This window comes from Pseudomonas sp. URMO17WK12:I9 (assembly GCF_900230165.1).
GTDB classification, from domain to species: Bacteria; Pseudomonadota; Gammaproteobacteria; order Pseudomonadales; family Pseudomonadaceae; genus Aquipseudomonas; species Aquipseudomonas fulva.
The window spans coordinates 15,183-37,957 of the sequence record NZ_OCMQ01000001.1 but is presented as its reverse complement, the minus strand read 5'-3'; the positions used below and the strand labels follow the sequence as shown (position 1 = coordinate 37,957).

General features: G+C 62.9%; 22 protein-coding genes and 1 riboswitch. Of the genes, 7 read left to right on the top strand and 15 right to left on the bottom strand.

The features are described 5' to 3' along the window. Positions 1-21 precede the first annotated feature (21 nt). The 7 genes from CRP40_RS00185 to CRP40_RS00155 all read right to left on the bottom strand — a co-directional run bounded on the left by CRP40_RS00185 (position 22) and on the right by CRP40_RS00155 (position 11,570). Positions 22-738 (bottom strand): OmpA family protein, encoded by a 717-nt coding sequence (locus tag CRP40_RS00185; protein ID WP_027916596.1) that lies wholly within the window; start codon positions 736-738, stop codon positions 22-24. A gap of 126 nt (positions 739-864) precedes the next feature. Beyond that, positions 865-1,557 (bottom strand): HAMP domain-containing sensor histidine kinase, encoded by a 693-nt coding sequence (locus CRP40_RS00180; protein WP_027916597.1) that lies wholly within the window; start codon positions 1,555-1,557, stop codon positions 865-867. Then, positions 1,554-3,161, bottom strand: coding sequence for a tetratricopeptide repeat-containing response regulator (locus tag CRP40_RS00175; protein ID WP_027916598.1), 1,608 nt, complete (start codon positions 3,159-3,161; stop codon positions 1,554-1,556). The genes CRP40_RS00180 and CRP40_RS00175 overlap by 4 nt, the downstream gene beginning before the upstream one ends. 158 nt (positions 3,162-3,319) lie before the next feature. Continuing rightward, positions 3,320-6,034: a LuxR C-terminal-related transcriptional regulator gene (locus tag CRP40_RS00170; RefSeq protein ID WP_027916599.1), complete on the bottom strand. Its 2,715-nt coding sequence runs from the start codon at positions 6,032-6,034 to the stop codon at positions 3,320-3,322. A 270-nt stretch (positions 6,035-6,304) separates the two neighbouring features. Further along, on the bottom strand, positions 6,305-7,669 hold the full coding sequence (locus CRP40_RS00165) for a DUF1329 domain-containing protein (RefSeq protein ID WP_027916600.1): 1,365 nt from the start codon (positions 7,667-7,669) through the stop codon (positions 6,305-6,307). A 25-nt stretch (positions 7,670-7,694) separates the two neighbouring features. Continuing rightward, a complete protein-coding gene (locus CRP40_RS00160) occupies positions 7,695-9,581 on the bottom strand; it encodes a DUF1302 domain-containing protein (RefSeq protein ID WP_027916601.1) in 1,887 nt (628 codons plus the stop codon). A 306-nt stretch (positions 9,582-9,887) separates the two neighbouring features. Continuing rightward, positions 9,888-11,570 (bottom strand): fatty acid--CoA ligase, encoded by a 1,683-nt coding sequence (locus CRP40_RS00155; RefSeq protein ID WP_027916602.1) that lies wholly within the window; start codon positions 11,568-11,570, stop codon positions 9,888-9,890. Between the two features lie 205 nt (positions 11,571-11,775). Here CRP40_RS00155 and CRP40_RS00150 point away from each other — a divergent pair, with 205 nt between their 5' ends. From CRP40_RS00150 to CRP40_RS00140, 3 genes are all read left to right on the top strand, one after another. Beyond that, positions 11,776-12,741, top strand: coding sequence for a 2-hydroxyacid dehydrogenase (locus CRP40_RS00150; protein ID WP_027916603.1), 966 nt, complete (start codon positions 11,776-11,778; stop codon positions 12,739-12,741). Between the two features lie 50 nt (positions 12,742-12,791). Next, a complete protein-coding gene (locus CRP40_RS00145; protein WP_027916604.1) occupies positions 12,792-13,787 on the top strand; it encodes a class I SAM-dependent methyltransferase in 996 nt (331 codons plus the stop codon). Between the two features lie 42 nt (positions 13,788-13,829). Further along, positions 13,830-13,969, top strand: a riboswitch (yybP-ykoY riboswitch). Positions 13,970-14,057: 88 nt separating this feature from the next. After that, positions 14,058-14,642, top strand: a complete 585-nt coding sequence (locus CRP40_RS00140; RefSeq protein WP_023534668.1) for a TMEM165/GDT1 family protein — start codon at positions 14,058-14,060, stop codon at positions 14,640-14,642. A gap of 58 nt (positions 14,643-14,700) precedes the next feature. Here CRP40_RS00140 and CRP40_RS00135 read toward each other — a convergent pair whose 3' ends face one another. From CRP40_RS00135 to CRP40_RS00120, 4 genes are all read right to left on the bottom strand, one after another. Continuing rightward, positions 14,701-15,519, bottom strand: a complete 819-nt coding sequence (locus tag CRP40_RS00135; protein WP_023534677.1) for a M48 family metallopeptidase — start codon at positions 15,517-15,519, stop codon at positions 14,701-14,703. Between the two features lie 124 nt (positions 15,520-15,643). Next, entirely contained in the window at positions 15,644-16,264 is a 621-nt protein-coding gene (locus CRP40_RS00130) for an SOS response-associated peptidase (RefSeq protein WP_027916605.1), read from the bottom strand. 15 nt (positions 16,265-16,279) lie between these two features. Further along, positions 16,280-16,540, bottom strand: coding sequence for a DUF2007 domain-containing protein (locus CRP40_RS00125; RefSeq protein WP_027916606.1), 261 nt, complete (start codon positions 16,538-16,540; stop codon positions 16,280-16,282). Then, positions 16,540-16,725, bottom strand: a complete 186-nt coding sequence (locus CRP40_RS00120; RefSeq protein ID WP_023534664.1) for a CPXCG motif-containing cysteine-rich protein — start codon at positions 16,723-16,725, stop codon at positions 16,540-16,542. Before CRP40_RS00120 ends, CRP40_RS00125 begins: the two co-directional genes overlap by 1 nt. Positions 16,726-16,852: 127 nt before the next feature. Between CRP40_RS00120 and CRP40_RS00115 the strand changes: the two genes are divergently transcribed. Next, complete coding sequence (locus CRP40_RS00115) at positions 16,853-18,019, top strand: 1-acyl-sn-glycerol-3-phosphate acyltransferase (protein ID WP_027916607.1); 1,167 nt, start codon at positions 16,853-16,855, stop codon at positions 18,017-18,019. 59 nt (positions 18,020-18,078) lie between these two features. Here CRP40_RS00115 and CRP40_RS00110 read toward each other — a convergent pair whose 3' ends face one another. Next, a complete protein-coding gene (locus tag CRP40_RS00110; protein ID WP_027916608.1) occupies positions 18,079-18,339 on the bottom strand; it encodes a hypothetical protein in 261 nt (86 codons plus the stop codon). A 159-nt stretch (positions 18,340-18,498) separates the two neighbouring features. On the opposite strand from CRP40_RS00110, the gene CRP40_RS00105 reads away from it, so the two are divergent. Then, positions 18,499-18,705, top strand: a complete 207-nt coding sequence (locus CRP40_RS00105; protein WP_027916609.1) for a hypothetical protein — start codon at positions 18,499-18,501, stop codon at positions 18,703-18,705. A gap of 67 nt (positions 18,706-18,772) precedes the next feature. Here CRP40_RS00105 and CRP40_RS00100 read toward each other — a convergent pair whose 3' ends face one another. Next, on the bottom strand, positions 18,773-19,354 hold the full coding sequence (locus tag CRP40_RS00100; RefSeq protein ID WP_023534676.1) for a YajG family lipoprotein: 582 nt from the start codon (positions 19,352-19,354) through the stop codon (positions 18,773-18,775). Positions 19,355-19,520: 166 nt separating this feature from the next. Between CRP40_RS00100 and CRP40_RS00095 the strand changes: the two genes are divergently transcribed. Both CRP40_RS00095 and mqo read left to right on the top strand, forming a co-directional pair. Beyond that, a complete protein-coding gene (locus tag CRP40_RS00095; protein WP_027916610.1) occupies positions 19,521-19,754 on the top strand; it encodes a hypothetical protein in 234 nt (77 codons plus the stop codon). 604 nt (positions 19,755-20,358) lie between these two features. After that, a complete protein-coding gene (gene mqo, locus CRP40_RS00090; RefSeq protein ID WP_023534698.1) occupies positions 20,359-21,867 on the top strand; it encodes a malate dehydrogenase (quinone) in 1,509 nt (502 codons plus the stop codon). A gap of 39 nt (positions 21,868-21,906) precedes the next feature. Here the strand turns inward: mqo and CRP40_RS00085 are convergent, their stop codons facing one another. Both CRP40_RS00085 and CRP40_RS00080 read right to left on the bottom strand, forming a co-directional pair. Beyond that, positions 21,907-22,203: a PA4642 family protein gene (locus CRP40_RS00085; RefSeq protein ID WP_027916611.1), complete on the bottom strand. Its 297-nt coding sequence runs from the start codon at positions 22,201-22,203 to the stop codon at positions 21,907-21,909. Between the two features lie 67 nt (positions 22,204-22,270). After that, positions 22,271-22,741 carry a hypothetical protein gene (locus CRP40_RS00080; protein WP_027916612.1) on the bottom strand — a complete coding sequence of 157 codons (471 nt, stop codon included), beginning with the start codon at positions 22,739-22,741 and terminating at the stop codon, positions 22,271-22,273. Positions 22,742-22,775: the final 34 nt, after the last annotated feature.

Here is a 22,775-nt window from a genome sequence, read left to right as displayed (position 1 = left end):
TCAAGCGCCCCCCCAACTCGGTCAGGGATACTGCTGAACCTGGCCTTGCTGCTGGTCGTATTGCTGGCCAGGGATAGGCTTGAGGTTCACTTCCACGCGGCGATTCTGCGCGCGGCCATTGGCATCGGCGTTGCTGGCGATGGGTTGATCCGGGCCCATGCCACGCACGGTGACCCGCGAGGCGTCCACACCCTGGGAGGTCAGGTAGCTGCTGACTGCCTGGGCACGGCGCTGGGACAGGTCCATGTTGTGCTGGCGGCTACCGGTGCTGTCGGTGAAGCCCACCACTTCGATGTTGTTCTGGTTGAACTGCTTGAACGAGCCGGCCAGGTTGTTCAGCGGCGCGTAGAAGCTCGGCGAGATGTCGGCCGAGTCAGTGGCGAAGGTGATGTTGCCGGGCATGATCAGTTTGATCTGATCGCCCTGGCGCTGAACCTCGACACCGGTATTGGCCATTTTCGCGCGCAGTTCGGCTTCCTGCTTGTCGGCGTAGTAGCCGTAGCCGGCCGCCGCGGCGCCAATGGCCGCAGCGCCGATCAGTGCGCCCTTGCCACGGTGGTTGTGATCGATCGCGGCGCCGGCCACGGCACCGGCCAGGGCACCCAGGCCACCGTACTTGGCGGTCTTGCTCATGCCGCCGCCATCTTGCCCCTGGTTCTCATAGGGGTTCTGCCCCGCACAGCCGGTCATCAGGGCAGCAGTGGTTGCGACGATAATCAGGCGACGCATGGTGAACATGGGCAAGCTCCTCGTATTGATCATGTAGGCCGTAGGTCTGGAACGGCTCTATGTCAGGCTTGGAGTGTCTTGCCGGGTGAAAATTCCGCACCCGCCTGCGCATTTCTGCACCGCCCTGCTCACTCCTCAGGGCAAGTACAACCGGAATAGGCCGCCTCCAAGCGCACCCCCGTTGGAGATGTCGATGCGGCCCTGTACGCCGCCGCTTTCATGCAAGGCCGCAATACGCGCAGCGAAATACAAGCCAAGGCCCGTGCTACCACTGGTGGAGTCGATGCCCTGGATGTATTCCTGTTGCCGTTCGATCATGCGCGCCGGGTAGCCGGGCCCGTCATCGTTGATGCAGATGACCAGTTGGTTGTCTGCCTCTTCGATGGTAATCAGCAGGGCCTTTTCGGCGAACCGCGTGGCATTGGTGATGACGTTGGTCACCACCGAGGCCACCAGTTCGCGGTCGAAGAAGCCCAGGGGATTATCGGTATCGATGCGCCAGTTCGCCTCGATGGCATTGTGTTGCAGCACTTCTTCATGGGCCGCCAACTGCGCTTCGATGAAGTCGTCGAGTTCGTGGTAGTCCGGGCACACCGGCAGTTGATTAACGCCGAGCTTGTACAAGCCCAGCAACTGCACCAGCATGCCATTAAGGTGCCGGAACTCATGTTCCATCACCCCCTGTTCCGCGCCACCGCGCAGCTCTTCAGGCAAGCGCTGGACCCACTGGCTGTGGGACTGGATCAGTGCCGAGAGCGAATTCTTCAGGTCGTGCACGGTGGAGGCGATCACCGTGGAAAAATCCAGCCCCTGATTATCAAGATTCATGCGCCGAACACCCGGGTATGCAGTTTGCGGTAGCGGTCATAGCGATTATCGCTGGCGGGGATACCGGCCACGCTCGTCAAGGCGTCGCGGCACTCCTGCATGATCGCAGGCTGAGGATTCTCTCCGCCAATGCGCAGCAGCGCCTGGGCGGTATTGAGGGCGATACTGATGTTCCTGGGCTGCAGGCCCAACGCTTTACGGAACAGCTGCAACGCCTCGCCGAGCTGACCTCCCTGGTAACTGCGCACGCCCTGACGATTGAGCGTGACGGCTTCGGTAATGGCGTTCAGCACGCTGGGGTCATCCGTCAGCTGGCCTACTCGTTCCATGACCTTGGGGTCGTCGCCATAACTCTCCACACAGCTTCTGAGCACGCCGATGGCCGCGGCATCCTGCCCCGATGCCTGTAATTGCCGAGCAACGGTCAGGGCCGCATCGACCGAGAAGAACTGGTTCATCTTTTCCAGGCGCTGGACGGCCTGGTCGGTCAGCTTGGCAGCGGTCTCCGGGTCACCGGCCTGCTGCAGGCTGGCGGCTTTCATCATGCGGGCACGCACTTGAAGGCCCTGGTCTTCCGGGTTTTCCTTGGCCACTTCGCTGAGCGTGGTGTTGATCTCGACCCGGGTGCGCGCGTCCAGGCCAAAGCCTGCATTGCGGCTCATCAACGCCTGCACCAGGCCCAGGTTATTCTCGGCGTCCTTGTAGCGTGAGCTCTGCCCTTGATTCACGGCATGCCGGAACGCCTTGGACGCGCTGTCGAAGTCTTCGTTGGCCAACGCCAGCTTGCCCAGCTTCGATTGGCGCCGAACCGATAACGGCGAGAGGCGCACGGCCTCTTCCAACAGCCCTTGGGCGCGCTTGGTTTCGCCTTGCGCCTCCAGCACATCGGCCATGCCATCGTAGAGACTGGGCATGATCGGGAAGGCCTTGAGCGCCTGCTCGTAGACGGCCTGGGCCTGGGCAAGCTGCCCGCGCTTGTGCATCAAGCTGCCCAATGCCGCGTACACCCAGGGCTGCGGGCGGCTGGCGAGAATGGCCTTGAGAAACTTCTCGAGTTCTTCGAAGCGGTTGAGGTTGCGCAGCGCATCGGCCCGGTAGCGCAGGCACAGCGGCGCCAGGCGCGGGTCGCGCTTGCACAGCTCGGCGCAGGCTGCCAGCACTTCACCAGGGCGATTGCGGTCCAGCGCCTGGAGGATCGGCTTTAGCAGTGCCTTGCGTTGGTAGAGTTTTTCCACCCGCTGGGCAAGGCCTACCCGGTTGAAGGGCTTGGTCAGGTAGGCGTCGGGCTCGTGCTCGATGGCGCTGAGCACAATGGCCTGGCTGCTTTCGGCGGTGACCATGATGAACACGCATTCGTGGCTGATGTGCTTGTCGATGATCAGGTCTTCGAGCACCTGCTGGCCGTTTTTCTTGCCATCGCCCAAGTGAAAGTCTTGCAGGATGCAGTCATAACGCTTCTGGGCGCACATGCGCAGCGCCTGCTCGCCACTGTCGGCGGTGTCCACGTCGCGAACGCCCAGCTCGCGCAGCATGGAGCGGGTCGACGTGCGAAAGTCGGTGAAGTCGTCAACGATCAGAAAACTCTTTTGCCCGAACTGCAGCATCAACACGACCTGCCCTGGAAGAAATGGAAAGATGGCACGAGGCGAACCACCGAACGCTGTATCGGCAGGCGGTCGGAAAAGATAAGCGAGGTGTACGCGCCACTTGCAAGATGGCATCAGGCCAGCATTTTAGCTACCCGCCGCACGCCCTGCCACTCTCACTCCAGCAAGCCAAGCGCCTTGGCCCTGGCCACGGCTTGGGTGCGGCGCTCGACCCCCAGCTTGCTGTTGATGTGGCTGGCGTGCGTCTTGACCGTGTGCAGCGAAATGAACAGCCGCTCGCTGATCTGCTGGTTCGACCAGCCCTGGGCGATCAGCTCCAGCACTGCCCGCTCGCGGCTACTGAGCGCATCAGCACTGGCGCTGGTGCATGGCAAGCCGGGCAAGCGCTCGAGCAACTGGGCCCGAACTGGACAGTTTTCGCTGCTCTGGACCTGCTCGCGCAGCCACTGCGGGTAGCGTTGCAGCAGCTCCTGAAACGGCTGCAACACACCGCCCCTGGCCGCCTGCAGCAGTGTCGGCAGCAAGCGTGCTGCCTGCGCCTGATGCCCCTGATCCAGGTGCAAGGCGATCAAGGGGCACAAGGCGCTGACCGTCAACATCATGCCCCCACAACCCTGGCCGCGCTCGGCAAGCTGTTCAAGGTTGCGCGCCGCCTCTGCTTCACGCCCCTGAATGCGGTCGAGCGCGGCTTGCTGCAAAGCGACATGGCAGGGCAACAACGGGTGAAATTCGGGCGCCAGTGCCGCCTGCGCGCCGCCGTAGGTCTGCCCCAGGCGCGACAGCCAGGATTCGGCGAGGTCCATGCGCCCTTGCGCGAGCCAGAGCTCGCATTTGACCAGGGTGATCATCGCCAGGTAGTACACCGGGGGCACATCCCAGATATGCATCAGACGTTCGGCTTCGGCGAGTTCCGTGAACGCCTCGGCAAAGCGCCCTTCCCGGCCGTCGAGCATGGCAATCACGCAATGACCGATGAGCACACTGATGTCGCGGCAGGCACGTGCCTCGCCCAGGCCACCACGCAGCCGAGCAAGCCCCTGCTCCGGGCACAGGTGTGCGACCAGCAGATACCCTTCGTACAAGGTCAGCCGCGCCCGGATCGCATACAACCGCTGTGCGGACAACCCGTGCAAACGCTGTAGCCCTTCGCGCACTTCGCCCAGTGCACGCACAACCTCGCCTCGGGCGTGCAATACCCGGGCCCTGTCATAGTGGGCCAAGGCCTCGAACAATGGGTTGCCCACGCGCTGCGCCAGCTCCAGCGCTTCTCGGTTCCAACCGCGCGCACGCCAGAAGTCGCCCTCGGCGATTGCCAGGTTCGACAATGTCGACAGGCACACCAGGCGCTGGCCATACCGTTTGCAGGGCAGGCTCTGCAGTGCTTCGGTGCAGCAAGTCAGGGTGCGTTCACGATCGCCTCGGCCTCTGGCGATCACGCCGCTCAGTGCCAGCCACTGGGCGAGCATGGACTTCTGGGCAGTGGCAGAAGGCGCCGGCAGAAAGCGCCCCAGATGGCTTGCCAGTTCCTCGGCAGCGTCGAGCTGGCACGCCAGGCCAAGGGCCCAGCTGTACAACACGATCAGGCGCGGTGTGCTGACCAGCAGGCTGTCAGGCAGGTCCATTTTCCAACGCAGCAACATGGCGACGTTCTGCTCGGCCAGCAACTGCTCTTCGGACAGGCTTTGCACGAGGTCGGCCGCCGCGTTCAGGTCGCCCCCGCGCAACGCCTGCTCCACCGCCTCATCCAGCAAGCCTTGGGCCTGGAACCAGCAAGAGGCACGCAGGTGCCGCTCGGTCAAAGGCTCGCGTGCCTGGCGGCTGCGAAGCAGATCGGAGAACAGGTGGTGGTAGCGAAACCACCGGCCATGCTCATCCAGTGGCACCAGAAACACCTGGTGCGATTGCAGAAAATCCAGGATTGCGTTGCTGTCCTGTTGCAGCCGTACCGCGTCGCATAGAGGCGCGCAGAAGCGTTCCAGGCACGCCGTCTCGTCGAGAAAGCGCTGCACAGGCGCAGGCAGTATGTCGATCACTTCTTCGAGCAGATAATCGCGGATCAGGCCTTCGCCACCGTGCAACGCCTGGGGCAGAACGTTTTCATCGCTCGACTCGCTGGCGGCCAACTGCCAGAAACGCAGCCCGGCCACCCAGCCATCGCTGCGCTGGATGAGGTTGTCCAGCGCTTGGCCACGCAGGCCAGTGGGCCTGCGCCCCAGCACCGCCAGCGACTCCTCGGCGGTCAGTCGCAGGTCCTGCTCGTTCAGTTCGGCCAATTGCCGGCAGAGGCGAAGGCGTGCCAGGTGCCAGTCCGGGCGCTGACGACTGGTCACCAGCAACACAAGGCCTGCGGGCAAGTGGTTCAGGAAGAATTGCAGGCAGTGGTCCAGGACGGGCCCCTGGGCAAGGTGGTAATCGTCCAGCACCACCAGCAAGGGCGACTCACTGCGCAGGTTCAGCGCCAACGCGTCGAGCACCGTGCCAAGCCACGGCTCGAACGCGAACGGCTGGTGGCGCTGGCGCATCTTCAACAGCGCCATCGCCTGCCCATCCATGGCTGGGCAGTGCTGCTGCAACCCGTCGAGCAGACGCTCCAGAAAGCGCCCGGGATCGGCATCTCGCTGGCTCAAGCCCAACCACAGCGTGCGCCAGTGGGCAGGCAGCGTCTCGCAGAACTCGATGGCCAGTGAACTCTTGCCGAAGCCCGCGGGCGCACTGATCAGCAGCAACCGCCCGCCCAGCCCGGCTTGCAGGCGCTGGCACAGACGCTGACGCGGGACATGGCCGTCGGGCAAGGGCGGTCGAAAGAAATGCTCGTCCATCAGGCCCACGGCCTGGCTGGTGCATCCATGCGTACGGGACAGATCTGTCATGGCCGGCTCGTTCTGGGTGGAAAAATACGGCGTAAGGGTGGTTGCGAGACTAGCGGTTAACGCCCTGCATTTGAAGTTGGCGGGGAGACTGCGTCGGAAAAAGACTACGACAAAAAGCAACAGCGCCGGTCGACGCAGGCTGGGATGGGGGCTTTGGCGGGGTATTCAGACGGTTTATCGCACCGGCCTGGCGCATCTGCTGGGACTGGCACCCTTGCATGGGCGCGATGGGGCCACCGAGCGTGGCCCCATCATTTTATGGCTTCGCTGTCAGCGGATGCCCGACTGACGCAAGGCCGCAGGCTGGAAGTCGGCCTTGCTGGCAGTAAAGTTGAAGTTGTAGGCACGCTTTTCTTCGTTCTTCATGCCCAAGGCCAGGTAGCGCCCCGATTGCAGGTCATAGATGGCTTCCAGGGTGATCCATGGTACCTCGACGTTGTAGTACGGCTGCGAATGGGCTTCAGAGACGCGCCACAGCTGGTTGCGCCCGTCATACTGGTCGATCACGGCAGCTTGCCAGGTGTCTTCGTCGATGTAGAAGTCACGCTTGGCGTAGATATGTCGCTGGCCGGGCTTGAGTGTGGCCACCACATGCCAGACGCGGCGCAGCTCGTAGCGGGCCAGGTCCTGGTTGATGTGCCCTGCCTTGATGATGTCGGCGTACTTGAGCTTCGGGTCGTCGAGCTTGAAGGCGTTGGAGGCGATGTACAGCTCCTTTTTGCCTTCGAGCTTCCAGTCATAGCGGTCCGGAGCGCCGTTGAACATGTCCAGGTTATCGGAGGTGCGCAGGCCGTCGGCAGCCGTCCCCGGGCCGTCGTACGACACCTGCGGCGCCTGACGTACGCGGCGTTGGCCGGCGTTGTAGATCCATGCCTTGCGCGGTTCCTTGACCTGGTCGAGGGTTTCGTGAACGAGCAGCACGGTGCCTGCAAGGCGTGCCGGCGCGGTCACTTCCTGCTTGAAGTAGAACAGGATGTTGCCTGGATTGTTGGGGTCGTAGTCTTTCATCCGATCACGGAACACGAACTGATCAGAGAAAGACACCGGGTTGAAGGAACCATTCTGCTGCGGGGTCGCCTGGATGACCTGGCGGCTCACACTGCCACCGCGGTAGCGAGTGATGTGGTTCCAGATCACTTCCAGCCCATTCTGTGGGATGGGGAACGGCACTGCCGTGCGGAAGTTGTTCAGGCCGTTACCACCTTCCACCAGGGTTGCCTGGGTGGCGTTTTCCTTGATTGCAGCGAACACCTCGGCCGGTACCGTTGACCCACGGTGCGTCTTGTAGACAGGCAACTTGTAGGTGTCCGGGTAGCGCTTGAGCATGGCCATCTGGCCTGGAGACAGTTTGTCCTTGTACTGGTCGGCGTTCTGCGCGGTGATGGTGAACAGCGGTTGCTCGGTACCGTAGGGGTCGGCGAGGAAACCTTTGCCATCGACGCTGCCGGCCGTCTTCGAAAGCGGCTGCCAGGGCCCGATGGAGCCATCGGCGTTGCCGGCCTTTTCTGCGCCCATGGGGGTCAGGGTGTTGCCCAATTTGGCCGCTTCGCCGGCCGGTACTGCCGCCATCACGCTGGTTGCCAGCAGGGACAGGCCCAGCACACCGGCTTGCAGCAGACTTCTGGTGTTGTTCATGTCGTGTCGTCCTGGATCCGTATGCTTAGAAGTTCACGCCGAAGCTGAGGGCGAGGAAGTCGCGGTCATCCACGGTGCTGTACTTGCCGTCGAAGAAATTGGTGTACGACAGGCTGGCGGTGTAGGTGTTCTGGTACTCGGCATCGAGCCCCAGGCTGACGGCCTTGCGGCCCTCCTCGAAGTTGCCGCCTGGGCCTGGCGAGTAACCGGAGACGTCATGAGACCAGGCCACGCTCGGCTTGAGGTTGACGCCTGCGAACACATCGTTGTAGTCCCAGATGACCCGGGCGCGGTAGCCCCACGAGGTGCTGGTGGTGTAGCCGTCGTTCTCGCACTTGCGGTTCAGGTTGGCCGTCGAGGCACCGGCACCTGCGCCAGCAATGGTGCTGGTGTTGAGCGCCTGGCAGGTATTGGCCCCACCGGTGGCGGGCAACGGGCCAGGGCCGAACACCGGATCGCGGCCGTAGCGTGTGTCGTAGGCGCTTTCCAGGCCGCCCACATGGGTCACGCCCAGCTCGCCCACCACGGTCATGCGGCTGGCGCCCATCACCTGGTCGAAGAAGTGGGTCAGGGTGGTCTGGAACTGAGTGACTTCCTTGCGCCGGTAGCCATGCAGGTCCTGACCAGGCACGCCATCGAGCAGCGACGCGTTGCTCAAGGCGCCGCCCAGCGGGCGCACACCGGCGAACAGGATGTCGGTGGTGTTGAGCTGCACAGGTGCGTTGGGGCGGTAGCTGATTTCACCGCTCCAGGCGGTGCCGGTGGGCAGCGTGGTGGAGAAGCTCAGGCCATACAGGCGAATGTCTTCGGGGTACTCGACGAAGTACTTGGAGTTGCCAGCCACGATCAACGGTGCCAGTGCACGCAACTGCGCTGGAAGGGCCGGGATGGCGGAGAAGACCGAAGGCGATGCGCCGGTTGCGCTGAAGATCGGCGCACGGCTGTGGTAGTTCATGAAGTAGGCGCCAAACTCGGTGTCCAGCGGTTCGAACATGTAGCGCATGGCCACGCCGAACTGACCGCTGTCACGGGCATCGCGGTCGCCGCCACGGCGCACCATCACCCCTTCTTCGTTGATGTTGACGCCGCGGGTGGCCAGGAACTGGCGAGCGGCGGCAGGCACGGTACGGCTGCTGTTGAGCACGCGCAGGTTGTCGGTGCAGCCGTCGGCAATGATGTCTGGCTGTGAGAAGAAGGTGCCGCAGTTGTCGACGACGGTCTGGTCCCACTCGAGCTGGTAGAAGGCCTCGGCCGACAGGTTGTCGGTCAGGCTCTGGGACACATAGAACATGTTGACCGGAATCAGGCCTTCCTTGATCTCGGCCCCAGGCCGGCGAAACGCCGACACGTCGATCGGGTTGATGGCATTGATGCCGCTGCCGATGAAGGTGCTCTCGCCCCAGCTGACCACTTGCTTGCCCAGGCGCACCGAGCCCGGCTGATCGCCGATGGAGTAGTTGTGGTAGACGAAGGCGTCGAGCAGCTCGGCACCCGAGGACTTGGCCCCTTCCTTGCGGTTGGAGTCGCTGATGTCCTTGAACCGCCGGCCCTCGTCCTTGAGTTCGAAGTCGTACCAGTACTTGCCGCGCACGAAGATGCCGGTATCGCCGTACTTGAGCTCCAGGTCGTGGATGCCCTTGAAGATCTTGGAGAAGGTCTCGCCCTTCTTGAAGTTGAGGTGGCCGTCGTCGGACGTTTGCGAAAGGCCCTTGCCGCCGTTGTTGACTCCGATCAGGTTGCGGTTGGGGTTGGCCGTGGACCAACTGGCGCCGATGGAGAGCGACGAGTCGAACTGGCCTTCGATTTCACCGATGTTGAAACTGACCGCGAAAGCGGGACTGGCAAGGGTGGACGCCAGGCTTACAGCCATGGGCAACCTGGCCCTGCGCCAGAACGGGTTTGCAGATTTCATCGACGCTACTCCATGTTCTTTTTTGTTATGGCAGTGGTGCTTCAAGGAATGGCCCGAACGACCGGTGTGCAAGCCTGCGCCTGCTCACCCTCCCCTCCCGAAAGCCCCTGGCCCCGACTATAGCCAGCAAGGCACAGGCGCTCGATCCCTCTAAAGTGTGATTTGCGCTCCGTGCCGCCAGGGCGGTGCTGTGTGCTCCGACTGCGCCCCGGCCGTGCCGAAGAATGGCGCATTTGCGCAATTTGGCAAGCACTGCACCGCTCTGGCATGCGGGTTGGCCCGGGACAGATTGCCGCATGCCCGCTTTCACAGGGTGGACAGAAAGGCACTGTTACCGGCCTGCCACTCGATAATGTCCTGGCGGATGCGTTTCTTGTCGAGCTTGCCGACACTGGTCTTGGGAATTTCAGTAACAAGGGCGACCTGACTGGGGATGGCCCACTTATTGATGCGCCCTTGCTCCACGAACGGCTTGAGGTGCTCCTTGAGTGCCTTGGCGTCGATCGCCTGGCCTTCGCGCACCACCACCAGGGCAAAGGGGCGCTCGCCCCACTGCGGGTCGGCAGCCCCGACCACCGCCACTTCCCGCACAGCCGGATGCGCGCTGATCATGTCTTCCAAATCCAGCGAAGACAGCCATTCGCCGCCGGTCTTGATCACATCCTTGATGCGATCGCGGATGTCGATGAAACCCATGCTGTCGAGCGTGGCGACGTCGCCGGTGTGCAGCCAGCCGTTCTCCCACAAGGCCTGGCTCTTTTCCGGCTCTTTGAAATAGCCCTGCGTCAACCATGGCGCGCGCAGCACCAGTTCACCCTGGCTTTCACCGTCGGCGGGCAGGAAACGCCCTTGTGCATCGATGATGGCCGCCTCCACCAGCGGCACCGGTACACCGGCCTTGATGCGGTAACTGATGCGCTCATCTTCGGTGCCGGCCTGCAGCTCGTCGTTGAGGTGCGCGGCACTGATCAACGGGCACGTCTCGGACATGCCATAGGCCGCTGTCAGCTGAATGCCGCGGGCGTAGGCCGCATCGTAGAGCGAACGGTTCAGCGCACTGCCGCCGATGATGATTTTCCAACCGCCGAAATCCACACCTTTGCCGTGAGGGCAGTTGAGCAGCATCTGCAGGATGGTGGGCACGCAGTGGGAGAAGGTGACCCGCTCTTCGCGCCACAGCTTGAGCAGCATCTCGGGCTCGTAACGCCCCGGGTACACCTGCTTGACGCCCAGCATGGTCGCAACGTACGGAATACCCCAGGCATGTACGTGGAACATGGGGGTGATGGGCATGTACACGTCATCGCTACCCAGCAGCCGCACACTGTCAATGCTGCCCATGACCGAGGCTTCGGCCAGCGTATGCAGGACCAGTTGCCGATGGGTGAAATACACCCCCTTGGGGTTGCCCGTGGTGCCTGTGGTGTAGAAGGTGGTGGCGACCGAGTGTTCGTCGAAGTCGGGGAAATCGTACTGCGTGCTCGCGCCAGCCAACAGCTGTTCATACTCGCCAACCAGGTTAGGCAAGGCCGCCTGGGTGTCCGCCCCATCGGTCAGCAGCACGGTGCGCTCGACCGTGGTCAGCTGGCCGGCAATGGACTGGTACAACTCGATGAAGTCGCTGTTGACCAGCACCAGCCGGTCTTCGGCATGATTCATGGTGTAAAGAATCTGGTCGGGCGAGAGGCGCACGTTGATGGTATGCACCACCGCCCCGATCATCGGGATGGCGAACATACACTCAAGGTAGCGGTGGCTGTCCCAGTCCATCACTGCCACGGTGTCACCGGCCTTGACCCCAGCTTCGCTCAGCACGTTGGCCAACTGCGCGATGCGCTGGTTCAACTGGGCGTAGGTCAGCCGCACCTGGTCCCGGTAGACGATCTCACGGGTTTTTTCGTAGCGGCTGGCCGACATCAGCAGGCGCTTGATCAGCAGGGGGTAGGCATAGGCGTCGTCGGCGGGCTTGAGGAGACGGGTCTGCAGCATAAATATCCCTTTTATTGAGGCGAGGGCTTGCAAGGCGTGGCGTCACTGTAGTGTGCGACTGCGCCGGTCAAATCAGCCGAAGGAATGATTTGGCCAATGCAGCCTTAGGCGCCAGGCGTTGACGGGCGGCAAGCAGGGGCTGGACACTGGTCCACAGGCGTCAACCAGACCTTCATCCCCCCTTCTCTGTAACCGGAGCCCATCTATGCCCAGCTCGCGCCACGCCGTTTTTCTCGACCACGACTCCCTGGACCTGGGCGACCTGGACCTGACACCGCTGCATCAGTCGTTCGATTCACTGGCGCTGTTCGCTGCCACGACGCCAGAACAGGTGGCGGAACGTCTTCAGGGTGCTGTTGCGGTGATCAGTAACAAGGTGGTGCTCGACGCCGCCTGCCTCGAAGCGAACCCACAGCTCAAGCTGATCCTGGTGGCCGCCACCGGCACCAACAACGTCGACCTGGCTGCCGCACGGGCGCAAGGCATCACGGTCTGCAACTGCCAGGGCTACGGCACACCTTCGGTGGCCCAGCACACCCTGGGCCTGCTGCTGGCGCTGGCCACGCGCCTGTGTGATTACAACCAGGCGGTGGCCGAGGGGCGATGGGCCAAAGCTAGCCAGTTCTGCCTGTTGGACTATCCAATCGTCGAGCTGGAGGGCAAGACCCTCGGCTTGCTGGGCCATGGCGAACTGGGCGGTGCAGTGGCGCGCCTGGCCGAAGCCTTCGGCATGCGCGTGCTGAGCGGGCAGATTCCAGGCCGGCCGAGCCGTGCCGACCGCCTGCCCCTGGATGAACTGCTGCCACAGGTCGACGCCCTGACCTTGCATTGCCCCCTGAATGAGCACACCCGGCACATGATCGGCGAGCGCGAGCTGGCCTTGCTCAAGCCCGGTGCACTGGTGGTCAATACCGCCCGTGGCGGGCTGATCGATGAACAGGCGCTGGCCGATGCATTGCGCAGCGGCCACCTGGGCGGGGCTGCAACCGACGTATTGAGCGTCGAGCCTCCGGTTGACGGCAACCCCCTGCTCGAACCTGGCATCGAGCGCCTGATCGTTACCCCTCACAGCGCCTGGGGCGCGGTCGAGGCGCGCCAGCGGATCGTGGGCCAACTGGCGGAAAACGCCCAGGCGTACTTTGCCGGGCAGGCACGCCGCGTGGTCGGCTGAGGCGCAAGCGCGGCTCTGCTACACTGCGCGATTTTTCGGAGGCGTCGTCCATGGACCCGCGCAGTGAAGTGTTGCTCCGCCAGGCAGAGCTGTTCCAGGGCCCGCTGCTGATTGCAGGGGCCCCAGCCGATGGCCTGTTGGCTCAACTGCCCCAGGCTCATGCCTGGACCTGGCACGCAGGCGATCACGCCCTGCTCGAAAGCCGCTTTGCCGGCCGCTGCCATTGCGCGGTGGAGCCTCCAGCGGTGGACGTGCCCACTGCCGTGCTGTTTCTTCCCAAGTCGCGCGAGCTGGCGGCCTACCTGCTCACCACCCTGGCCGCACGCCTGCAAGGCGGCACGTTGTATGTGGTGGGTGAAAAGCGCGGGGGGATCGAAAGCGTCGCACGGCACCTCCAGGCATTGGGCAAGCCGCGCAAACTCGACAGCGCCCGGCACTGCCAACTGTGGCAGGTCAGCATCGAGCAGGCGCCGGAGGCAGTCGCGCTGCACACGTTGGCCAAGCAGTTCGAGCTGGTTCTGCCAGAGGGTCCCTTGCAGGTGGTGAGCCTGCCGGGGGTCTTCAGCCACGGCCGCCTCGACCGAGGCACGGCGGTGCTGCTGCGCCACCTGGAGGCGCTGCCCGAAGGTCATGTGCTGGACTTCGGCTGCGGCGCTGGCGTGCTGGGGACGGCAGTGAAGCGGCGCTACCCAGACAGCCGGGTAACGATGCTCGATGTGGATGCCTTCGCCGTGGTCGCCAGCCGTCTGACCCTGGCGGCCAACGGCCTGGAAGCCGACGTCGTGCAAGGTGACGGTATCGATGCAGCACCTTTGGACCTGGACGTGATACTGAGCAACCCGCCGTTTCACACCGGGGTCCATACCGATTACCAGGCATCGGAGAACCTGCTGCAAAAATCTGCCGTTCATCTGCGAAAAGGCGGCCAAATACGCTTGGTAGCCAACACCTTCCTGCGCTACAAACCGATCATCGAAGCAGCGTTGGGCAACTGTCAGGTCCTGGAGGAAGCCGACGGGTTCAGGATCTACCAGGCAACACGCTGATAAAAACAGCGCTTGCCGAAACCGTTTCGCCTAGGCAGAATCCGCACCGTCCTAGGGGAGTAGTCTCCCGCGAGCGCCACGCTCGCCCGGTACGCGTCAACATACTTGGTCCACAGACCATGGCGCGTGCGACCCACCATGCAAACCTGCATGGCCAGGCCTGCACAGACAGGCCCGGGGTTTGACAAGACCTATGACACGCACACCTTACCCGGGGCGGGGAGGTCGTACGTGTCATAGCCGTGTCGACCCGCCCCCGTAGGAATCCTGATGCTGGAATCTCTGCTGGTCCCCACCGCAATCGTTGCCCTGGCCGAAATCGGCGACAAGACGCAGCTGCTCGCGCTCATCCTCGCTGCCCGCTTTCGCAAGCCCTGGCCCATCATTGCCGGCATCGTCGCGGCCACGCTGGCCAACCATGCCGCAGCAGGTGCCGTGGGCGCCTGGTTCGGCAGTTTCTTCAGCGACGCTGCGCTGCATTGGATCCTGGCCGCCAGCTTCACCGCCACGGCCCTGTGGACGCTGGTGCCGGACAAAATGGACGACGACGAAAACCCTGCGCGCCGCTTCGGGCCGTTCCTGACCACGCTGATCGCGTTCTTCCTTGCCGAGATCGGGGACAAGACCCAGGTCGCCACGGTCATGCTGGCTGCGCAGTACCCACACCTGATCATGGTCATCGTCGGTACCACGCTGGGCATGCTGATCGCCAACGTGCCCGTGGTGCTGGCGGGTAATTTCGCCGCCGACAAACTGCCGCTGACGCTGATTCGCCGCCTGGCGGCCGCCGCGTTCTTCGTGCTCGCGATCGTTGCGGTCTACACGGCCATGAAGGCCAGCGGTTGGGTGGGTTGACGCACCGGCGGGCAGACCGGCGCCTTCATGGCGCCAGCTTGCCCACTTGCAGCCGGCCTCAGGGCTTGGCCGCTGCCTGATACAGTGGCATGACTTTGGGAATGGCTGCCTGCAAGGCGGCAATACGGCTGGCCGAGGCCGGGTGCGTACTCATGAACTCCGGTGGCGCCCCTTCCGAGGCCTTGCTCATCTTGTTCCACAGGGTAATGGCCGCGTTCGGGTCGTAGCCTGCACGTGCCGAGAGCTCAAGACCGATCAGGTCTGCTTCGTTCTCGTTGGCCCGGCTGTTGGGCAAGGTCATGGCGTAGTTCACCACGGTGTCGGCCAGCGCCATGCTGTCCTGACCCAGGCCGAAGATGGCGCCGGCCCCCTGGCGCGCCATTTCCACGCCGTAGGCCTTGGACATGGCTTCACGGCTGTGCTCGCGCAAGGCGTGGGCGATTTCGTGACCCACGACGGCCGCGATCTCGGCGTCGTTGAGCTTGAGCTGATCGATCAGGCCCGTGTAGACGATGATCTTGCCGCCTGGTCCGCAGTTGGCATTGAGCTCATCGCTCTTGATCACGTTGACCTCCCACTTCCACTGCGCAGCGTCCGGCCGGAACTGGGGCGCTTGGGCAATCAATCGGTTGGCAATGGCCTGTACGCGCCTGGCATCGGCACTGGATTTGTCGAGCAAGCCTTTGCTGGACGCCTCGCCCAGGGTCTGCTGGTACGACTGGGCGTACATCGTGTTGACCTCGTCCGGCGACAGCATGCTGAACATGTACTGCTTGCGCTCAACGCCCACTGCACCGCCGCTGGTGGTGTTCACCCCTTGGCAGCCGGCGAGCAGGATGCCAGCGCTCAATAGGCTGATGACAAAAGACTTACGCATGGAAACACTCCTTTTTACATGCGCCGTATCCTAGGATGACTCATGGGTAGGCCGCCATAGCCGCAGGGAAGATTTTGCACACCCGTGCCCTCTGCGCGGCGCGCCACAAAGCATGGACAGGCACTCAGGCCGGGGTGAGGCACTCGGGAGCGTCCAGTTTCGGGTCGTTCACGAAAGGCGCCAGTGCCCGCTCGCGCAACGTCACCGAGGGGCTGGCCAGCAATTCCTGCAAACGGATCAGCGGCGTTTGCGGATCCAGCCAGGCAGCCTGCCCTGCCTCATCCAGAATCAGGGGCCTGCGTTGGTTCATCGCCGCCTGGGTGACCACGGCGCAACTGAGCCAGACCTGCTCCTGTACGGCATAAGCCTCCCACACAGCGGCGAAATACAGCGATGCCCCCTCCCCCGGGGTCAGCCAGAAGGGCCGTTTGCGCACACTGCCCCGCCACTCATAGAACCCGTTGGCCGGTATCAGGCAGCGTCGTTGGCGAAACGCTTCGCGAAACATCGGCTGCTCGGCCAGCGTTTCGGCGCGGGCGTGCGCGGGAGTGCGGGAAAGGTCGGTGAGCCACGGCGGCGTCAGCCCCCAGCGTGCCTTGGCCACTTGCAGCTGCCCATCCAGCTGGCGCTGGATAAGGACAGTATTGCCGGGCGAAATATTCCACTGGGCGGGTTGCCCGGCGGGAAAGCCAGGCAGGTTGGCCAATGCCTGGGACCAGCGGAACAGGGCGTAACGTCCACACATGAGGTAATTCTGAACCTAGCAGATCAAGGTACCGGGGAAGCTCTCCGGCTCGTCGCCAACCAGTGGCTGGGCGTCATTGTACGCATCGATCAACTGCCGTGCGTATTCGGCCTGCTCATCGGCCACCGACAAGCCCAGCAGACCGTGCAGAGGCAATTCGCCGGTCGCCCCGACAAGATCGCGGCCCACCAGGTGCGCCTGCACCCCTTCGCTGGCAAGCATACCGGCCAGCATCTCAGCCTCGAGCAGGCTTTCAGGTTCGTAGATACGCCTCATCACGCATCGTCCTCACGTCTGACATCGAGCATCCATTCGTCGTCATGCACCTGCAGCACGAACACGATCGGCCGGCAGCACACCTGACAGTCTTCGGTGTAGACCTGATCGCCGCCGGACAGATCGACGTAGGTTTCCACCCGTTCGCCACAATAAGGGCAATCGTAGAACTCTGTTTCCAGCATCAGGGCCTCCACGACGAGTTATGCGTATAATTGCCGCTCTGTTTACAGGGCCACGTGCGTCCGAGCCGTTTTTCGGAGCCTGCCCGTACTTCATTATTACCCTAGCCGTTTCCAACAAGAGAGCATGATGGGCGAATTCGATGCCATCCGACCATACGACGACGCTGAGGTCCCTGGAGTTCTGGCACGCTTGCTCAGCGACCCGGCATTCCTCGATATCCTGACTCATTTCCGCTTCCCGCGCGCAGCCGGTGCCTTTGGCTGGCTGCTGAAACCGCTGATTGCCCGGCGCCTGCGCCAGGAGTTCGCTGGCGTGACCTGTGTATCGACCCTGCAGGACAAGGTCGAGCACTACGTTGATCGCACCATCGACCGCGCCACCGATGGCGTGACCTATTCGGGTGTGGAGCAGCTCAAGGCCGGCACGGCTTATCTGTTCCTGGCCAATCACCGTGACATCGTCATGGACCCGGCATTCGTCAACTACGCGGTGTACCACGCCGGCCTGCCCACCCCGCGCATCGCCATCGGCGACAACCTGCTGCAAAAACCCTTCGTCAGCGACCTCATGCGGCTCAACAAGAGCTTCATCGTGCACCGCTCGATCACCGGCCGTCGCGAGAAACTGGCCGCCTACCAGCTACTGTCGGCCTATATCAGTCACTCCATCATCAACGACAGCACCTCCATCTGGATCGCCCAGGCCGAAGGCCGGGCCAAGGATGGCGACGACCGCACCGATTCGGCCATCCTCAAGATGTTCCACATGAGCCGCAAGGACGAGGCATTCGGCGCGGTCATCCAGAGCCTGAACCTGACGCCGGTATCGATCAGCTACGAATACGACCCCTGCGACCAGGCCAAGGCCCGTGAGTTGTACATCCGCGCCACCACCGGTACTTACCAGAAGGCGCCGGGAGAGGACGATCACAGCATCGCCAAGGGCATTACCGGCTACAAGGGCCGCGTGCACATCAACTTTGCACCGCCAGTGACCCAGTACTACGAGGACACCAAGCAGCTGGCAGCGGAAATCGACCGGCAGATCCTCGGCGGTTATCGACTGTTCCCCGTGCATTACCTGGCCTATGCGATGTGGGCCGAGCAGGATGACACGCTGCAGGTGCCAAGCGCCGAGCAGGTGTTCCCAGCCGATGAACTGGCCAAGGCCAAGGAAGAATGGCAGCGCCGTCTGGATGCCTGCCCTGAAGAGCAGCGGCCTTACCTGGTGTTGCAATACGCGACGCCGGTGCGCAATCAGTATCAGGTCAGGCAGCAGGCACCGCTTGCTTGAGCATCAAGGGGGCGCTGTTGAACGCGAGCCTCGCGTTCGGCCTGAGCCCCCGATTGTGCTCAGGCCCAGGTGCTGACCCACGACAGCACCAGCGCAATGGCCAGGCAGGCGAAGCCCAGGCTGTAGCGCTGCCTGGGCACCCACCCAGCGAATCGCGCAAACGTCCTCGGCTGCGCCCCCAACCCTAGCCGTGCATCGGCCGCCTCACGCCTGGCGCTGTGCAACAGCAGGCCGCCCGGACACGTCAGCAGCAAGGCCAGCACATTGATGAGCTTGGTGGGATGGGCGGCAATCAGCCCCCAGAGCATGTGCATGGACATCGCGTTACCTCGCGTAGACCTGAACAAAAGCCAGCATTCTACCCAAGCCACCTGGCACTGCCTGCACGGCGGCGACCGGGTGTCATTTAATTTCATCTGTCATCGGTTCGTCATCAGAACAGGCCACCCTGTCGTCCTTCCTCGAACCGGAGCTCGTTCATGCTGCATGCCGAAAACCAGGACCGCCTCTACCTCGTTGCCCAGAGTGATGAGCAACAGGCGCTCATCGATGGTTTGGCCATCAATGTCCAAGACCGCCAATGGCTGGTCTACTGCGCCTTGGGCGGGCATGCCCATGAGCACTGGCCCGAGGTGGACACCCAGACCGGGATCAGCCTGCTGGACCTGCGCATCGCGACGGCATGATACCGGCACGCGGCATGAAAAAACCGCTGGCCGTCACCGGGCAGCGGTTTGAGTGAAGCATTGAACGTTACTGCGCCAGCACCTGACCGATGCTTGGGTCCTTGAACAACCGGGTCAGTGCGTCGCTCAACACATCGCTGACCAACTGGGTGTTGGTGTCCTGGTTTGGCGCCATGCCAAAGCGCTGATCCAGCGAAGCGCCATAGCGACCGGTGTAGCGGCGGCCGTTGTTGGCGACGTCAGCACGGAAGGTAGCGCCAATGGTGGCTTCGGTCACGTACAGCTTGTCCTTGGGCGACTGGTACTTCAGCTCGGCCAGGGTAACGGTCAACTGGGGCGCGTTGCCTGCGGTGGTGGGCGTGAAGCCCAGCAGGCGCACGGCAGCCTCGGCCTGGGCCTGCAGCTTGGGCACCACCTGGTTGCCGCTGACACTGATGGTGCTGGTTTCCGGGTACATGCCACCGCGGGTGCCCAGCGACGGTGAAGGCCTGCCGTCTACCACTCGCACCACCACCGGCTGGCCCTGCCCCACCGGGGTGAGTTGCGCCGTGAGCTTGGGCTGCGGATTGAGTTGTTGCGGGCTGTGGGCACAACCGACCAGGCTGAGGCTGGCTACGGTGATCAAACCGAACAACAGTCGTTGCAACATGCGCGATTCTCCAGAAAATGCGGCGATGGCGCACAGTATACCCAGCGGCAAGGGCCTGGCTACAAGCGGCTTGCACCGCTTGCGCCCGGTAGGCCCGGGGTTGTCACAAACGCTTAACCGGCGACACTTAAGGTGGCAGCACGTTCACCTGCACAGGACATCTGCCATGGCCTCGCTTTTGCACCTGCTGTTGCCTGCTCCTCGCCACACCGCCTACGCCCTGCTCGACGCGAATGGCACGTGCCTGGCCTTCAAGCATTGCTCGCAAGCACCCGAGGGCGATGGCTGGGTGCAGGTGCAAGAGGTGCAGCTTGCCTGGCTGGGTCATGCACTGCCGGACGATGCCCGGGTTTGCAAGCCGACAAGTCGTCGTTGGCACCAACGCATCCTGGCTGCCTGAAAAACCCCGCAATAAAACCGCGAAATGGCGACATTTCTGGCTGCGACATCGCTATAATCTCCCCCCGATTATAAGGACGTCTCCTGATCGGGCCCCGCATCCGCCGTCTGACCACGGCAAATCTACCCGCCTCGCCCACAGAGAGCCTTCCACTCAGGTCTTGCATCGGCTGTCGTGCCTGCTTCCATGGCCGTCACACTGCAAAGAACGTGTGGGTTGCCATCGCGCAGTCCCCTTTTGAGGTTCACGTCTCCAAAAGAGCGTGAAAAAACGGTTTTCACTACTTCACAAGAGTGTGGCGAGCAAATGAACAATCTGGCATGTGCAAAAGCGGCAGGTGTGTCCCCTACAGCCCTGAACAGGCGGCAAATGGCCCCAAGCTGGATGCGTGTCTGAGCGGCTTGCGTAGCGCATCCGACGGTCGTTGACCATAAGTCGAATTGCCGCACCTGGGGCAAACAGGGTTCAATAGGCGAACCCAAAGACTGGTTGGCGGTGTCCGCGGACGTTGCATGAACTGCGAAAAGTCGGACATGGCGATCCTGGAGAACCCGGTGATCCTGTGCTGTCAATTAGGTAGCTGTAGATTGTGGAGACGCGTTAAATGGCGCAGAACGAATCGGTTGATGTAGTACTGGTAGGCGCAGGCATCATGAGTGCCACCCTGGCCGTACTGCTCAAGGAGCTCGACCCGACCCTGAAACTCGAAGTGGTCGAGGCGATGGATTCCGGGGCCGCAGAGAGTTCCAACCCCTGGAACAACGCAGGCACCGGCCACGCCGGCTTGTGCGAGCTGAACTACACGCCCCAGGCCGCTGATGGCAGCATCGACATCAAGAAGGCCGTGCACATCAATACCCAGTTCGAGGTGTCTCGCCAGTTCTGGGCCTACTTGAGCAAGAAAGGCAACTTCGGCCCGGCGCGGGCGTTCATCAACCCGGTACCGCACCTGAGCTACGTCGAGGGTGACAAGGGCATCGCCTTCCTGAAAAAGCGCTATGAACTGCTCAAGCAGCATCACGCCTTTGCCGAGATGGAGTACACCGACGACAAGGCCGTGATGAACGAGTGGATGCCGCTGATGATGCCGGGCCGCCCGGCTGACCAGCACATTGCCGCCACCCGGGTGCTCAAGGGGACCGACGTCAATTTCGGGGCCCTGACCAACAAACTGCTCAAGTTGCTGGGCGACGCGCCCGACGCGCAGGTCAAGTATTGCAAGAAGGTCGTGGGCCTGCGTCGCAACGGCGCCGGCTGGACGGTCAGCATCAAGGACGTCAACAGCGGCGGCAGCCGCGAAGTGGACGCCCGTTTCGTGTTTCTCGGCGCCGGCGGCGCTGCCCTGCCGCTGCTGCAGGCCTCCGGCATCCCGGAAAGCAAGGGCTTTGGCGGCTTCCCGGTCAGTGGCCAGTGGCTGCGTTGCGACAATCCGGAAATCGTCAGTCAGCATCAGGCCAAGGTCTACAGCCAGGCCGCCGTTGGCGCGCCGCCCATGTCCGTGCCGCACCTGGACACGCGCGTGGTCGACGGCAAGAAATCCCTGCTGTTCGGGCCGTATGCCGGCTTTACCACCAAGTTCCTCAAGCACGGTTCGCTGCTGGACCTGCCCCTGTCGGTACGCCTGGGCAACCTTGGCCCGATGCTGGCGGTGGCCCGAGACAACATGGACCTGACCAAGTATCTGGTCAGTGAGGTGATGCAGTCGATGGAGCAGCGCCTGGAATCCCTGCGCCGCTTCTACCCCGAGGCCAAGGCCGAAGACTGGCGCCTGGAAGTGGCTGGCCAGCGTGTGCAGATCATCAAGAAGGACCCGAAGAAAGGCGGCGTTCTACAGTTCGGTACCGAGTTGGTGTCTGCCCAGGACGGCAGCCTGGCGGCGCTGCTGGGCGCATCGCCTGGTGCTTCGGTGACGGTCTCGATCATGCTGGAACTGATCGAGCGCTGCTTCCCGGAGCAGGCAAAAGGTGCCTGGGCAGCCAAGCTCAAGGAGATCTTCCCGGCGCGCGAGAAGACCCTGGCCACCGACGCTGCGCTTTACCAGAAGATCAGCGCCGACAACGATGCGGCACTGGATCTGGTGCAAAGCAGCCCGGCAGCCAAGCATTACGCCTAAGCCGCCCGGCCAGTGAAAAACGCCCCTCGGGGCGTTTTTTCATGCCCGTGAGCGGGCGTTTTCGATGATTTCGATGTACTCCTCGCCATTGCGCTGATCGGCGATCTGCTCGGCGAACGTCTTGCCGTGCTCGTCCTTGCCATCGAGGTCCAAGCCTGCTTCGACGAAGAAGCCAACGAAACGCCGGAAGTCATCCACGCGCAAGCCGCGGTAAGCCTTTACCAGCTTGTGCAGCGAGGGCGAGGTGACCTCATCGGCGGGCTCGAACTGGAGAAACGCCTTGATGTAGTCGTCGCTGATTTCGTCACCGATTACCTGTTTCTTGTCTTTACGCATTGCCGACTCCAACTGGACCATCACGATGTTCAAAGGGCGGCAGTGTACCTTCCGCCACGCGCGAGCCTCAACGCGTACGTACGGTGCCGGTGTGCAGGTCCGCCCAGATGTGCCCGTTGGCATAGGTGAGAAACTGCACATACAGGGTCTCGTTGCGCAGCAGGTCCATGATGACCCGGTAATCGCTGAGCGGGTAATTCAAGCTCAGCGTGCGTGTCTTCTCGTCGTACAGCGGCTTTTTCAGGCTCTTGGCCGCCTCGCCGTCGAAGGTCAGCAGCACCTGGGTGATGCTGGCCGCCTTGCTCAGAGGCTTGCCTTTGAGGCGCACCTGCAAGGAAGAGGTGATCGGAATGGGTTGCTGGTCCGATTGGCGCTGGGCGCCGACCACCACGGTGTAGTCGGTGACCTGAAGGAGCTGCTGGGCGGTGGGCGCTGCCTGGCGCAGGGACTGGTCGTCGGGCGGCAAGAATTGGCTGTGCACCGGCGCGGCAGCCAGGGGCAGGCTGACTGCCAGCAGGAACGGGATGAACGCACGCATGTGAGGCTCCTTGGCTTGAAGGAGCACTCTAGCA